A 14,098-nucleotide genomic window follows, 5' to 3' on the forward strand; every position below is an offset into this window, starting at 1 on the left:
ATCAGCTTCGCCCGTAAGCTTAAGCAAAATATTTCGACATGCTTTTATGCGTTGAACAGTAGTAGTTTACCCTCTTTCTCGCCTTTTCAAAATCAAAACAAAAAAGCCCGCTTTTCAGCAGACTCACCTCTTTATATCTATTGTCAGATCTCTTTTTTCATTTTCTGAAGGGACTTGTATTCTTTCTCAAGCTCACTCAGCGTGTAGTCAGCAAGCTGTTCCCCTCTTCCTTGATAAAATTCCGAGAGCAGTAATTTGGTTTTTAAAAATTGCTTCTTTTGGTTAATTGCTCGGCGAAGCACATCAGCCATGTCCATCATCCTCCTTAAACATAAAGGTTTTTGCGCTGGACGTTTTCAGCATTTTCCCCATCATACACGGGTTAATCCTACAAATCAACTATGTTTTTTAGATATATTTGTAAAAAGTGTGACATAAAAAAACCGGCTAGGATTAGCCGGTTTTTTCATTAAAGCGGAATCAGCGACGCCGTAAAATATTCAGAAATAAACGGCCAAGTCACTGCCGTAAACAGCAGCGCTATCGCAACCACTGCAAATACACAATAGATATAATCAATTGGTGCATCTTGTGCCGCCTGGTACACACGCTGTACATACAGCGCGATGATAAAAAAGATGGAAAACAAGATCAGCACCGTAAACAGTACTGTCAGCATTGGGATATTTACGATCGCAAAGATCAGCCAAAGGATTGAAACAGCAATTACCGGTACAAGCAATGAACCCAATACGGCAGCCGCTTCTCTGAACGTCACCTTCTGCTTCATCATATAGCGGGAGACAGCCCATATAGCAAAGACCATTACCGCGAAAAAGATCAGCAAATACACAAGAACAACTAAAAACCCGTCATAGAAAGCATGATGGCGTTCTCCGAAACCGAGCGGCCGATTCCAGCTTGCCTTTAACTGAAACCAATTCCCAATTGAAAAAATGATACTGAATATAAGCATTGAAATCAGACCGTACTTATAATGAGAAAAACCATCCGTTACGACAGTTTTCGCCGGAGATTTTAAAATCGAGAACGCAAAACCGCAATATCTGTTGATGGCTGCCCAAACAGACGCAAGCTTGTCTTTAACAGTTGATTCACCGCGTTCCTGGCGCGGTTTCTGCTTTTGTTTTTGCTTCTGCTTGCTTTGCCGGCTCGCCTTTCTGGACATTCTCGATAGCGGTTCTTCATCTGCATCTATTCTTTCACTCTGGTTAATTTCTTCTTCAAACATTTCTTTTCTTTCTTCCGTCATGTCAGCAACTCCTATCAAAAAAATACGGCGGAATACCATTCAGCAAGAAAATAAAACACTTATATAAGGTACCGAAGCCTTCCTGAACAGTCAAGTCATTTCCATTTAAGTAAAGCATGGCGGCACATCTACATGACGGTATATCGTATGAAATGGTTTTATCTTTTGCAACAAAAAAACCAGCTGCCGGTGCAGCTGGTTTTTCAATTCTTATTTTAAGAAGATAAAGTACAGGATAAATACGATAAACAGCCCGTACATGATTGGATGAACCTCTTTGGCTTTTCCTTTGCACACCATTGTAATCGGATAGAAAATAAACCCGATGGCAATACCAGTCGCGATGCTGTACGTTAACGGCATCATGATCATGGTAAGGAAAGCAGGAACGGCCACCTCGAACTTATCCCAAGCGATTTTGCCAAGCGGCGCCACCATCAATGCACCCACAATAATAAGCGCCGGCGCTGTTACATTTGACGTAACGACTGATAGAAGCGGAGAGAAAAACGTAGCCAGTAAAAAGAGAATCCCTGTTACAATTGCGGCAAATCCTGAACGGGCACCCGCAGCGACACCTGAGCTTGATTCCACGTAAGAAGTTGTTGTAGACGTACCAAGCACGGCACCGATCACAATAGAAGATGAATCAGCTAAAAGCGCACGGCCCGCACGCGGCAATTTGTTTTCCCTCATTAAACCAGCTTGTGTTGCCACAGCAACAAGTGTACCAGCTGTATCAAAAAATCCGACAAACAAGAATGTTAAAATAACGATCAGCATTTGTACAGAGAAAATATCCGGGAGGTGAATCCACGCTTGTCCGAAAGTCGGCGCAAGGCTTGGCACACTGCCTATAATTTGAGTCGGAACCGGAACCAAACCGAAAATCATGCCGGCTACCGCTGTTAATAGCATCCCGATAAACACGCCTGCGTTCACGCGAAGCACCATTAAAATAACCGTGACAATCACACCGAAAATCGTTAACAGCACAGGTCCGCTGTGAATGTTTCCGATCGTGACGAGCGTAGAAGGATTTGCAGTAATGATTCCTGAGCCTTGTAAGCCAACGAATGTAATAAACAGGCCGATCCCCGCACCGACTGCCAATTTCAGCTCAGGCGGAATGGCGTTGATGATTTTTTCACGAAAACCTGTTAAAGAAAGAGCAACGAAAATAAGACCTGAAATAAAAACACCGGACAAAGCTGCCTGCCATGAAATACCCATACCAAGGACAACAGAAAACGCAAAAAACGCGTTCAGCCCCATACCAGGCGCAATGGCAATCGGATATCTCGCTATTAATCCCATTAAGATACAGCCTGCTGCAGACGCCAGCGCTGTCGCCGTAAAGACCGCACCCTGGTCAATTCTCAGCGCCTCCGGAAAATCTTTCACGCTCTCCAAAGCAAGCGTAATCGGATTGACGAACAAAATATATGCCATAGATAAAAAAGTCGTTAATCCGCCAATGATTTCATTGCGATAGCTGGTGCCCAGCTCATCAAACTGAAAAAACGTTTTCAAGCTATTTGACTCCCTTCACTCTTTGCTATTTATTCTGTCCTGAAAACGCCAAATAAAAAACGCCCCAATACATTTTGGGACGCTTGACTACAGACAGATTTCAGTTCGAATAAATAAACGTGTTTTATTTATATCAAACGAAAGAAATGTTTACGTAGTCAAGCCATTTACGGTAGCTTGGTAGAGACTTGCGAGCCATATTCCCGCGATTATACGAATTCATCTTATTTGATTTCTGTGTCTATTGTACCAACTTCATTTTGAAAAAACAATACAAAAAGCGAACAATAGTCACACAAAATCGGATTTTGTTCGTAATAAACAAATAAAACCATCTTCCCGGCAAAATTGCCAAAAAGATGGTTTCCATTAATTGATTCTTATTCCCACTCAATCGTCGCAGGCGGCTTACTTGTAATATCGTACACCACGCGGTTAATGTGCTTCACTTCGTTTACGATACGTGTCGAAATAACTTCAAGCACATCCCACGGGATACGCGCCCAGTCAGATGTCATGCCGTCGATTGATGTAACGGCGCGGATTCCGATTGTGTAATCATATGTTCTTGCGTCACCCATAACACCAACGCTGCGGATGTCAGGTAGAACAGTGAAGTATTGCCAGATATCACGCTCTAAGCCGTGATTTGCAATTTCCTCACGCAAGATTGCATCTGATTCACGAACGATTTCAAGTTTTTCTTCTGTTACTTCGCCAAGAACACGGATTCCGAGTCCCGGTCCTGGGAACGGCTGACGCCATACGATTTCATCCGGAATGCCGAGCTCTGTGCCAAGCGCGCGCACTTCGTCTTTGAAAAGCGTGTTTAACGGCTCGATCAGCTCAAACTGCATGTCTTCAGGAAGTCCGCCGACATTGTGGTGAGATTTGATCGTTTGTGCCGTTGCTGTACCGCTCTCGATGATATCTGTGTAAAGCGTACCTTGTGCAAGGTAGTCGATGCCTTTGAGCTTGTCCGCTTCATCATCAAACACGTAAATGAATTCATTACCGATGATTTTGCGTTTTTGCTCAGGATCAGAAACGCCTTTTAGTTTGTTTAAGAATCGATCTTTTGCGTCTACTTTAATCACATTCATGTTAAAGCCTTCGCTGAATGTTTTCATAACACCCTCAGCTTCGCCTTTACGGAGAAGACCATGGTCTACAAAGATACAAGTCAGCTGGTCGCCGATCGCTTTATGAATCAAAACAGCAACAACAGAGGAATCAACGCCGCCGCTTAGCGCGCAAAGAACCTGTTTGTCTCCGACCGTTTCACGGATTTTTTGCATTTCGATTTCGATAAAGTTCTCCATTGACCATTCGCCTTCGCATTCGCAAACACCGAATACAAAGTTTTTCAGAAGATCATTGCCGTATTCAGAGTGGCGCACTTCCGGGTGGAACTGAACGCCATACCATTTTTTGTCCGCTTTGCTCATCGCTGAGTTCGGGCAATGATGGCTTGTCGCGTCAACAGTGAAGCCTTCAGGAACTTCTACAACCAAATCGCCGTGGCTCATCCAAACCACTTGTTCGTTTGGAAGATCTTTGAACAAATCAGGTGTGCCTTCGATGCGGATGTTTGCTTTTCCGTATTCACGCTGGCTTGCCGCTTCAACTTTACCGCCAAGGTAATGAGTCATCAGCTGCATGCCGTAGCAAATTCCCAAAACAGGAATATCAAGCTCGAAGATTTTCTCGTCACAGCGGAAAGAGTTTTCATCATACACACTGTTTGGACCGCCGGATAAAATAATTCCTTTTGGATTCATTTTTTTAATTTCTTCAGCCGTCAATGTATGTGGATGCAGCTCGCTGTAAACACCGAATTCACGGATACGGCGTGTAATCAGCTGGTTATACTGACTGCCGAAATCAAGGACAAGAATCATTTCATTCACTAACTTTGTCATGGTTGTCACCTAATCTCCTCTAAGTTTTTTGACACAGAAAAAAACGAGGACAGATATGAAGCTCGCTCCGCCCTCTTTGGCAAGGCCGTTTGCCGGAGTCAGGCCAACTCGCTCCCAGACTCCGATAATATTCACTAATTCTAACAACACGTCGATAAGCGGTCAAGACCATCTTCTTTTAATTAAATTTTCCCATAACTCTCTCGAATCATTCCATAGCGCCGAAGAATCTTCATTTCTGTAAAGCGCCCTTTCATAGCTTAATGTCAGCTTTGACATGTCTTCTATGTCGTATTTTTCATCGATTCGTTTTGCATAATCACGCAGCGTTTCACTGTCTCGTTTCGGCAGTCCTTTTCTCTTCAGTTGTTTCAGCAGCGCGCCATATGCCTCAAAAAACGCGTGCTGATCGCTGCGCCGCTTCAATTTCCTCACGGCGAAAACAGGAATCCATAACGAGCGGAAAACATACAGCAATACAGCTGCCACCAGGAGGACTGCAAGAACCGCAAGCGCTGCATACAAGCCCGCACCGGCATTGGTATGCGAAGCGGACGGCTTTTTAGAAACAGCTGGCTCCCGCTTTTCCTTTTGTTTTTCCTCTTTTTGCGGCTGTTTTTTCTCTTCTTTCTGTTTTGCTTTCTTCGGCGAGCTGCTGTTATCGCTGCCAGAGTCCTTTGTTTCAGAAGAAGTAAATTCAGCCGGATTTGTAAACCCTTTAGTCGGCTCAAATGTAACCCAGCCCTGTTCCGGGAAATACACCTCTACCCAGGAATGGGCATTGTTATTTGTCACTTCGTAGATGTTGCCATTTTTGTTTCCTGCTTCTTTGTATTCGCCGGACGTATAACCCTTTACCCAGCGGGCCGGAATCCCGGCCGAGCGCAAGAGCACCACCATGGCGGAAGAAAAGTTATCACAATAACCCATTTTCGTTTCAAAGAGAAATTGATCGACATAATCTTCATCATTCTTAGGAATGGTCACGTTTTCTGTTTCATATGTGAACGCATTTGACCCTAAATAGTCCTCAACCGCTTTCACCTTATCAAACATATTGTCGTGATCCTGAGTCAGTTTGATCGCAAGGGTTCTCACCCGCTCTGGCAGTGAATCTGGAAGCTGCATGTAGCGATCGCTGAATGTGTACTCCTCACTGTTTTTTCTCACTTTTACCTTTCTCAGTTCATCCAGCTTATAGACCGGGGAATTGTACGTTACAGTATAATTTCCCATATTTCTGATTTCACCGGCTTGTTCACTGATCGGAGAAATTTGCTCCGTGTTGCCGTTCATTTCAAGTGAGACAGCCTGCTTTGGCTGAATGGTTTCCGCACCAATCGGATACATCAGATGGTTATACCCGTAGTGCTTATCGACTTTTACACGGACGGTGCGGCGCTCTGTCGCAACCTTATGGTCAAACCACAGATTTTCAACTTTTCCATTGCTAAGCTGATACGACATGCCTGTGTCTGTTTCAATCCAGCCTTTTCCGGTATACGTGTCCTTCGTTTCCACACGGAAATACGTACGCTCTTTTCCCTGCCATGTAAAAACAGGTGTAGCATCCTGCTGGAACGGGCCGCCGAGTGATTCATCATGATTCCCGTATCCGATTTTGCTTTCCCCTGCAGACACGCGGTCTTGATGAGTGATTTTTTTAAGAAAAGGCACCGGATCAGGCCAGGCCGGCTCTGATTTTGGAGCGGCGAGTCCGAATCCCGTTGCAGCCAAAACCAATACAGATAAAGGAAGAAACCATTTCAGGACAGATGTTTTTGGCAGTGTGATTCTTTCCATCAGCTTAATGCGTTCCAAGTATAAAAGGCCCAGCATAAAGAAGCCGATCAGCACGATACGGATGACGGCAAAAGTGGCATCATATGGCGTAAAGGTATCAAGAATCGTAATATACGCTACTGTCATCAAAAAGAAAAACAAAATTCTTCTCTGGTAAATCACCCAATAATGCAGGAGATAGACCAGCAGCCACAGTAGCACAAAAAACAGCAGGGTCCGAAATGAAGGAATCATGTCATTCCATTGCCCTGATTGAATCAGCGTGATATTCAGATAGACATCCTGCAAAAAAGAGCTGACCCAGCTCAAGTCGAATATAGATCCTTGATAAAACAGGATGTGTATCGAGACCAATGTAAATATGACACAAAAAGGAACGGTGACAAACCACCTCATCCTGAAAAAAGTCAGCAGAAACGTCAAGCCGATAAAGATACTAAAAAAGCCTGTATGTTTCGTTTCAGTAAAACTGTCAAGCGGCCTGAGCCACTCCCACAGCAATAAAAAAGCCAGAAAATAAAATAACAGCAAGCTCAAACGGCTTCCCTTGTGATCATCGTGCGGCATGTGAACCAGTCACCTCTCTTTCTAAACAACACGCGAAACTCGCCCGCCCCTCATGACCCGAACTCTGATTTGGCGTTTCATCATGCGTTCAATCATGACATTTTCAGCTTGAGAGAGCTCAGCATCTTTCTCTTTTGCCAGTATCACCGTAACCCGGCCGCCTCCTATTTCTGCGAGGTGCAGCATATCTTCCGTTAACTGTCCCGTGACAACAACTTGATCAGCTTGGCGAACAGATGGCTTTCCCAGCTCTTCCCGTGCATATCGGCTTATCGGGTCTGCCGCATCACAATGAGCGATGGCTAAATGCCGAAGCATGTGCTTAAAATGCTGATCCCCTTCCTGAATAGGGAAAATGTTTTTTTCCTTTCCGATGGAAGCCAAGCCAGCACCCGCGCCGTTTTTTAAAACAGAATGAAGAATCGAAGCTGTCACTGAAACGACCTCTTCGAATGCGTCTGAGGAAAAACGGTCCATCAGCAGAAACAGATTTTTGCTGCGAGAAGGCTCAAATTCCTTCGTCATCAGCTGGCTCCGCCGTGCAGATGTCTTCCAATCTAACGCAGCAAACCGGTCTCCCGGCTGATAATTCCGCACACTTGCTGCGACTGAGGAATGGTGCTGATGAATTGGAGAAGAACCGCTTACACCGTCTTCCTGATGCCTCTCATTCACCTGATAGGAAAAACGCTGATAGAATGGATAAACAAACAGGGTATCATCCAGCTCAAAAAATGCAGTTTTTTCAATTAAGCCAAGAACATCCCCGGTTCGCACCCTGACAGAATGAAAGTGATGCTCTCCGCGCGGTACCCGAGCTAATTCATACGACATCGTCATGCTCCGTTTAAACCAAGGAAAAACGAGCCGTTTGGCCGCGGCTCCGTCTCGATTTAATGACTCGATACCTTCTGGCAGGCAATCTTCAATCACCATATACATCAGCGGAAATGGCAGCTTTCTTCTCAGCGTAACCGTTACGCCCAGCCTGTCCCCCGCATGCAATTGTGTTTTATCCATTTGCCTTGAAGCCTGAAAAGAACGGAGCGGATACAAGGCCAACAGCCCGGCATACAAGACAAAAGGGAGAAACGCGTAAAACAAAAACCAGCTGACAAAGCCGCCCTGAAACATCGCATAAGAAAAAACAGCAGCCGTCAATAAAGTTAATATAATCAGCTTCCAACCATATATGAGCCATTGCCATTTCTTATTCATCAGCGGACCGACGACCTTTGAACCGGCACCTTCACAGCTGACATGATCTCCCTTACGATCGCTTCTGCCTGAATCCCTTCAAATTTTGCCTCAGGATGAAGCATCATCCGGTGCGGCAGCGTGAAAGGAGCTAAATATTGAATATCATCCGGTATGACATAGTCGCGATGATGCAGCAGCGCGTATGCCTGTGCCGCTTTCATGAGGGCGATTGAGCCGCGCGGACTGACGCCTAATTGAACAGAAGGATGCTGTCTCGTTTTCTGCACAATTTCAACGATATATTCCTTAATGCTGTCATCAGCACGGACATTTTGCACTTCCCTCTGTAAACAGATGAAGTCTTCTTTTGCAATAACCGGCTCAAGCGTCTCAATCGGATGGCTTTTTTCCTGAAGAGATAAGACGTCAAGCTCTTCATTAAAGGACGGATAACCCATCCGAAGTTTGAATAAAAAACGGTCAAGCTGAGCTTCCGGCAAAGGATAGGTCCCTTCATATTCGACCGGGTTTTGCGTTGCCATCACAAAAAACGGATCGGCAAGCTGCATCGTATGGCCATCTACCGTGACGCTCCCCTCTTCCATCGCTTCGAGCAAAGCCGACTGTGTCTTCGGAGAGGTACGGTTGATTTCATCTGCCAGCACGATATTTCCCATAATTGGGCCGGGACGATATTCAAACTCCATCGTTTTCGCATTATAGATAGATACCCCTGTTACATCAGATGGCAGCAAATCCGGAGTGAATTGGATTCTTTTGAAATCGGCGCCGATTGACTTTGCCAGCGCGCGGACCATCATCGTTTTTCCGACTCCGGGTACATCCTCAAGCAGCACATGCCCTTTGGCAAGAAGGGCTGCTAAGCTGAGTATGGCGATGTCTCGTTTTCCAACCATTACTCTATTAATATGTTCAACTGCTTTCCCCAGCAAAGGATGCAGGTCTTCTTGATATGCCATTCTTTTCCTCCTAGTCATCTACAAAATTCATCATAATGTAACCTAACTTTACCACAAAAAGCAATCTGTATAAAAAAACGATTCTAGCAAATTGTTTCCAATAAAGCTGGCCAAAACACACAAAAAAGCTTCCTGTGACAGGAAGCTCCAGATTGTTGACAAAATCCTAAAATGGCTTTCATTTTAGGGTTTTGTCATCTTTTCAGCGTGATTGAAAACCCTTGAAGTCTAGGAAGGACGAGCATAGGAGCGGAGCGAATGTTCTAATTCGTGAGCACCGAAGCGCAGACCTGACAACGAATGCGAGGGTTTGTCGACACGCTGAAGCTTCCTGTGGCAGGAAGCTCAATTATTTGTGTTCTAAAGGCTCCATATGAACATGCGAATAATCAATCGCATGCTCCTCCTTCATTCTCCGCTCAATTTCATTGGCTATATCGTGGCTTTCCGTAATATTTAAATCTGCTGATACCTCAACCACCACATCAACATGAACCGTGCTGCCCAAGTATCTTGCTTTTATGTCTTTTAAACGGCTCACACCGGAGATTTTTTCGATTGTCTGTTTATAAGCGGAAATGTCCTTTATGTCGAATCCATCTGTCAAAGAGTGAGATGACTCTTTAAAAATATCCCATGCGGTCTTGCAAATAAGCAGACCGATCACAAACGCAGTGACCGTATCAATCCAAGCAAGATGGAATTGAGCAGCCACAATGCCGATAAATGTGCCGATACTGACGAATGCGTCTGATTTATTATCAGCAGCCGCAGCAAGGAGCGCCTGGCTCTTCACCTTTTTGGCCAGCCTTTTATTGTACCGATAAACGATCAGCATCAGGACTGCCCCGCCCGCTGCCGTCCAAGCCGCAATCATATCCGGCGTCTCTTGTTTAGCAGAAAAAATAGATTCTCCCGCGCTGAACAGCACTTGCAGTCCGACAACCATCATAATAAACGATGCGATAAGCGATGCAATCGTTTCCGCTCGAAAGTGGCCGTATGGATGATCTTCGTCAGGAGGCTTTTGAGAGATGCGCAGGCCAATCAGCACAGCAACAGAAGCAATAATGTCAGTTGTGTTATTTAACCCGTCTGCCGTAAGTGCTTCCGAGTGAAAAAGATAACCGATGATCAGTTTAATTGCGGAAAGAACTAGATACGCGGCAATGCTGACCAGCGCTCCGGATTCTCCCTTTTTCAGTTCATCATATCTCTCCATACAAAACCTCCTCCCCGCTCACATTTTCCTATTATTATCTTACAAAGCTGAACCGCAGTGGGTCTACAGAAACATGATTCACCCGCCACAGAAAAATAGTGATGATGGAACACTTTTTCTCCCATCCAATTTATTTGCTCCGCCAAAAAGCCCATCAAATCCAATGACACCAGCGCTTCTCGCATTCTATCGAATTGTAAATAGTACACAAAATTACACAGCGAATAAAAAACGAAACATTTTTTCCACACATTCGCTGAAAGCGCAAACAAAACACTACAAATTTGAAATAAGCTGGTATATTTTCTTACACGAATTTTCGACAAACTGTATATTTATGATAGAGTTTCAATTATCATAATATTCAGTAATGATTGCATTTTAAAAGGAGGTAACTTATGAACCAGTCTCAATCAGGATTAAAAAAGGAATTAAAGACCCGCCATATGACAATGATTTCGATTGCCGGTGTAATCGGAGCCGGCCTATTTGTAGGCAGCGGTTCAGTGATTCACTCGACCGGTCCGGGTGCCGTTGTTTCTTACGCGTTAGCCGGATTATTGGTGATTTTTATTATGAGAATGCTCGGTGAGATGTCTGCCGTAAACCCGACGAGCGGATCGTTTTCTCAATACGCTCACGACGCCATCGGACCGTGGGCAGGATTTACAATCGGCTGGCTGTACTGGTTTTTCTGGGTGATCGTCATAGCGATCGAAGCCATTGCCGGTGCTGGCATTATTCAATACTGGTTCCATGATATTCCGCTGTGGCTGACAAGTTTGATCTTGACCATTGTGCTCACCCTGACAAACGTCTACTCTGTTAAGTCTTTCGGTGAGTTTGAATATTGGTTCTCCCTCATTAAAGTTGTGACTATCATTGCTTTTCTAATCGTTGGTTTTGCCTTTATTTTTGGCTTTGCACCGGGCAGTGAGCCAGTCGGTTTTTCGAATCTTACAGGCAAAGGCGGATTTTTCCCGGAGGGCATCAGCTCCGTATTGCTCGGCATTGTCGTTGTCATCTTCTCTTTTATGGGAACTGAAATCGTTGCCATTGCAGCAGGGGAAACATCCAACCCGATCGAATCTGTGACAAAAGCCACCAGATCCGTTGTATGGCGCATCATCGTCTTTTACGTGGGCTCAATCGCCATTGTCGTGGCGCTGTTGCCATGGAATTCAGCAAATATTTTAGAAAGCCCTTTCGTCGCTGTACTTGAGCATATAGGAGTGCCCGCAGCCGCACAGATTATGAACTTTATCGTCCTCACAGCCGTACTCTCTTGCCTGAATTCAGGTTTGTATACCACATCCAGAATGCTGTATTCACTTGCAGAAAGAAACGAAGCGCCGCGCCGTTTTATGAAATTGAGCAAAAAAGGCGTTCCCGTACAAGCCATTGTGGCCGGGACATTTTTCTCTTATATCGCGGTCGTAATGAACTATTTTTCACCGGATACCGTCTTTTTATTCTTAGTCAACTCATCAGGCGCAATCGCTTTACTCGTCTATCTTGTCATCGCCGTTTCCCAGCTGAAAATGCGGAAAAAACTCGAAAAAACAAACCCAGAAGCATTGAAGATCAAAATGTGGCTCTTCCCTTTCCTAACCTACTTGACCATCCTCGCCATTTGCGGAATTTTAGTGTCCATGGCGTTTATTGATTCCATGAGAGACGAGCTGCTGCTGACAGGCGTCATTACGGGAATCGTTTTGATTTCTTACCTTGTGTTCAGAAAACGCAAGGTGAGCGAGAAAGCGGCTGCCAACCCAGTCACACAGCAGCAACCCGATATCCTGCCTTAATGCTGATCAAATCCTAAACGGACTGCCGTTTAGGATTTTGTTATTTTCTTTCTCGGGCAGTCTGCAACACGAAGATTTTTTGTAACCATCACGTCCTTATTGTCATTAACTATAGTACCAATTTGGAAAATTTAGATAAGGACAGATGAAAATGACACTTGAAAAATTTGTGGATGCTCTCCCAATCCCAGATACACTAAAGCCAGTACAGCAATCAAAAGAAAAAACATACTACGAAGTCACCATGGAGGAATGCACTCATCAGCTCCATCGCGATCTCCCTCCAACCCGCCTGTGGGGCTACAACGGCTTATTTCCGGGACCGACCATTGAGGTTAAAAGAAATGAAAACGTATATGTAAAATGGATGAATAACCTTCCTTCCACGCATTTCCTTCCGATTGATCATACCATTCATCACAGTGACAGCCAGCATGAAGAGCCCGAGGTAAAGACTGTTGTTCATTTACACGGCGGCGTCACGCCAGATGATAGTGACGGGTATCCGGAGGCTTGGTTTTCCAAAGACTTTGAACAAACAGGACCTTATTTCAAAAGAGAGGTTTATCATTATCCGAACCAGCAGCGCGGGGCTATATTGTGGTATCACGATCACGCCATGGCGCTCACCAGGCTAAATGTCTATGCCGGACTTGTCGGTGCTTATATCATTCATGACCCAAAGGAAAAACGCTTAAAACTGCCTTCAGACGAATACGATGTGCCGCTTCTTATCACAGACCGCACGATCAATGAGGATGGTTCTTTGTTTTATCCGAGCGCACCGGAAAACCCTTCTCCGTCACTGCCTAATCCTTCAATCGTTCCGGCTTTTTGCGGAGAAACCATACTCGTCAACGGGAAGGTATGGCCATACTTGGAAGTCGAGCCAAGGAAATACCGATTCCGTGTCATCAACGCCTCCAATACAAGAACCTATAACCTGTCACTCGATAATGGCGGAGAGTTTATTCAGATTGGTTCAGATGGAGGGCTCCTGCCGCGATCTGTTAAACTGAATTCTTTCAGCCTTGCGCCTGCTGAACGTTATGATATCATCATTGACTTCACAGCATATGAAGGAGAATCAATCATTTTGGCAAACAGCGCGGGCTGCGGCGGTGACGTCAATCCTGAAACAGATGCGAATATCATGCAATTCAGAGTCACAAAACCATTGGCACAAAAAGACGAAAGCAGAAAGCCGAAGTACCTCGCCTCATACCCTTCGGTACAGCATGAAAGAATACAAAACATCAGAACGTTAAAACTGGCAGGCACCCAGGACGAATACGGCAGACCCGTCCTTCTGCTTAATAACAAACGCTGGCACGATCCCGTCACAGAAGCACCAAAAGTGGGCACAACTGAAATATGGTCCATTATCAACCCGACACGCGGAACACATCCGATTCACCTGCATCTAGTCTCCTTCCGTGTATTAGACCGTCGGCCGTTTGATATCGCCCGTTATCAAGAAAGCGGGGAATTGTCCTATACCGGTCCGGCTGTCCCGCCGCCGCCAAGTGAAAAGGGCTGGAAAGACACCATTCAAGCGCATGCAGGTGAAGTCCTGAGAATCGCGGCGACATTCGGTCCGTACAGCGGACGATACGTATGGCATTGCCATATTCTAGAGCATGAAGACTATGACATGATGAGACCGATGGATATAACTGATCCCCATAAATAACCCGACAAACTTGCCTCTAGCAGGCAAGTTTTTTCTTTGTGAAACCTTTGGCCCTATTTATCGTATTACGTAAAAACAGCAAAAAGGAGCTGCTTTT

General features: G+C 45.1%; 11 protein-coding genes and 1 riboswitch. Of the genes, 3 read left to right on the forward strand and 8 right to left on the reverse strand.

Translation table 11 applies throughout. The annotated features are described in order from the left end of the window. Positions 1-143 precede the first annotated feature (143 nt). The 8 genes from BGM23_RS18570 to mneS all read right to left on the reverse strand — a co-directional run bounded on the left by BGM23_RS18570 (position 144) and on the right by mneS (position 10,500). Positions 144-311: a Fur-regulated basic protein FbpA gene (locus tag BGM23_RS18570; RefSeq protein ID WP_003244066.1), complete on the reverse strand. Its 168-nt coding sequence runs from the start codon at positions 309-311 to the stop codon at positions 144-146. Positions 312-469: 158 nt separating this feature from the next. Next, on the reverse strand, positions 470-1,273 hold the full coding sequence (locus BGM23_RS18575; RefSeq protein ID WP_046664340.1) for a hypothetical protein: 804 nt from the start codon (positions 1,271-1,273) through the stop codon (positions 470-472). 210 nt (positions 1,274-1,483) lie between these two features. After that, positions 1,484-2,806 (reverse strand): hypoxanthine/guanine permease PbuG, encoded by a 1,323-nt coding sequence (gene pbuG / locus BGM23_RS18580; protein WP_053581897.1) that lies wholly within the window; start codon positions 2,804-2,806, stop codon positions 1,484-1,486. Between the two features lie 135 nt (positions 2,807-2,941). Next, positions 2,942-3,043, reverse strand: a riboswitch (purine riboswitch). A gap of 143 nt (positions 3,044-3,186) precedes the next feature. Next, positions 3,187-4,728, reverse strand: coding sequence for a glutamine-hydrolyzing GMP synthase (gene guaA / locus BGM23_RS18585; RefSeq protein ID WP_003233970.1), 1,542 nt, complete (start codon positions 4,726-4,728; stop codon positions 3,187-3,189). 162 nt (positions 4,729-4,890) lie between these two features. Beyond that, a complete protein-coding gene (locus tag BGM23_RS18590; protein ID WP_003233974.1) occupies positions 4,891-7,098 on the reverse strand; it encodes a DUF4129 domain-containing transglutaminase family protein in 2,208 nt (735 codons plus the stop codon). A 21-nt stretch (positions 7,099-7,119) separates the two neighbouring features. Then, positions 7,120-8,316, reverse strand: a complete 1,197-nt coding sequence (locus tag BGM23_RS18595) for a DUF58 domain-containing protein (protein WP_046664341.1) — start codon at positions 8,314-8,316, stop codon at positions 7,120-7,122. Then, on the reverse strand, positions 8,316-9,278 hold the full coding sequence (locus BGM23_RS18600) for an AAA family ATPase (RefSeq protein WP_003233978.1): 963 nt from the start codon (positions 9,276-9,278) through the stop codon (positions 8,316-8,318). The genes BGM23_RS18595 and BGM23_RS18600 overlap by 1 nt, the downstream gene beginning before the upstream one ends. A 349-nt stretch (positions 9,279-9,627) precedes the next feature. Further along, the gene (gene mneS / locus BGM23_RS18605) at positions 9,628-10,500 is read right to left on the reverse strand and encodes a manganese transporter MneS (RefSeq protein WP_015382984.1); all 873 of its coding nucleotides are present in this window, start codon (positions 10,498-10,500) and stop codon (positions 9,628-9,630) included. A 73-nt stretch (positions 10,501-10,573) separates the two neighbouring features. Between mneS and BGM23_RS18610 the strand changes: the two genes are divergently transcribed. The 3 genes from BGM23_RS18610 to cotA all read left to right on the forward strand — a co-directional run bounded on the left by BGM23_RS18610 (position 10,574) and on the right by cotA (position 14,001). After that, the gene (locus BGM23_RS18610; RefSeq protein ID WP_032722969.1) at positions 10,574-10,861 is read left to right on the forward strand and encodes a hypothetical protein; all 288 of its coding nucleotides are present in this window, start codon (positions 10,574-10,576) and stop codon (positions 10,859-10,861) included. A 37-nt stretch (positions 10,862-10,898) separates the two neighbouring features. Next, complete coding sequence (gene gabP, locus BGM23_RS18615; protein ID WP_014479049.1) at positions 10,899-12,308, forward strand: GABA permease; 1,410 nt, start codon at positions 10,899-10,901, stop codon at positions 12,306-12,308. A gap of 151 nt (positions 12,309-12,459) precedes the next feature. Continuing rightward, positions 12,460-14,001, forward strand: coding sequence for an outer spore coat copper-dependent laccase CotA (cotA, locus tag BGM23_RS18620; protein ID WP_014479048.1), 1,542 nt, complete (start codon positions 12,460-12,462; stop codon positions 13,999-14,001). The last annotated feature ends 97 nt before the right edge of the window (positions 14,002-14,098 follow it).

It is taken from the genome of Bacillus sp. FJAT-14266 (assembly GCF_001719225.1).
In the GTDB taxonomy this organism is placed as follows: Bacteria; Bacillota; Bacilli; order Bacillales; family Bacillaceae; genus Bacillus; species Bacillus subtilis.

What these genes read in the sequence shown, in the direction of transcription:
- BGM23_RS18575 (WP_046664340.1), bottom strand. Translation starts at nt 1,273, where the DNA reads ATGACGGAAGAAAGAAAAGAAATGTTTGAAGAAGAAATTAACCAGAGT.
- cotA (WP_014479048.1), top strand. Translation starts at nt 12,460, where the DNA reads ATGACACTTGAAAAATTTGTGGATGCTCTCCCAATCCCAGATACACTA.
- gabP (WP_014479049.1), top strand. Translation starts at nt 10,899, where the DNA reads ATGAACCAGTCTCAATCAGGATTAAAAAAGGAATTAAAGACCCGCCAT.
- BGM23_RS18590 (WP_003233974.1), bottom strand. Translation starts at nt 7,098, where the DNA reads ATGCCGCACGATGATCACAAGGGAAGCCGTTTGAGCTTGCTGTTATTT.
- BGM23_RS18610 (WP_032722969.1), top strand. Translation starts at nt 10,574, where the DNA reads ATGATTCACCCGCCACAGAAAAATAGTGATGATGGAACACTTTTTCTC.
- mneS (WP_015382984.1), bottom strand. Translation starts at nt 10,500, where the DNA reads ATGGAGAGATATGATGAACTGAAAAAGGGAGAATCCGGAGCGCTGGTC.
- BGM23_RS18570 (WP_003244066.1), bottom strand. Translation starts at nt 311, where the DNA reads ATGGCTGATGTGCTTCGCCGAGCAATTAACCAAAAGAAGCAATTTTTA.
- BGM23_RS18595 (WP_046664341.1), bottom strand. Translation starts at nt 8,316, where the DNA reads ATGAATAAGAAATGGCAATGGCTCATATATGGTTGGAAGCTGATTATA.
- guaA (WP_003233970.1), bottom strand. Translation starts at nt 4,728, where the DNA reads ATGACAAAGTTAGTGAATGAAATGATTCTTGTCCTTGATTTCGGCAGT.
- BGM23_RS18600 (WP_003233978.1), bottom strand. Translation starts at nt 9,278, where the DNA reads ATGGCATATCAAGAAGACCTGCATCCTTTGCTGGGGAAAGCAGTTGAA.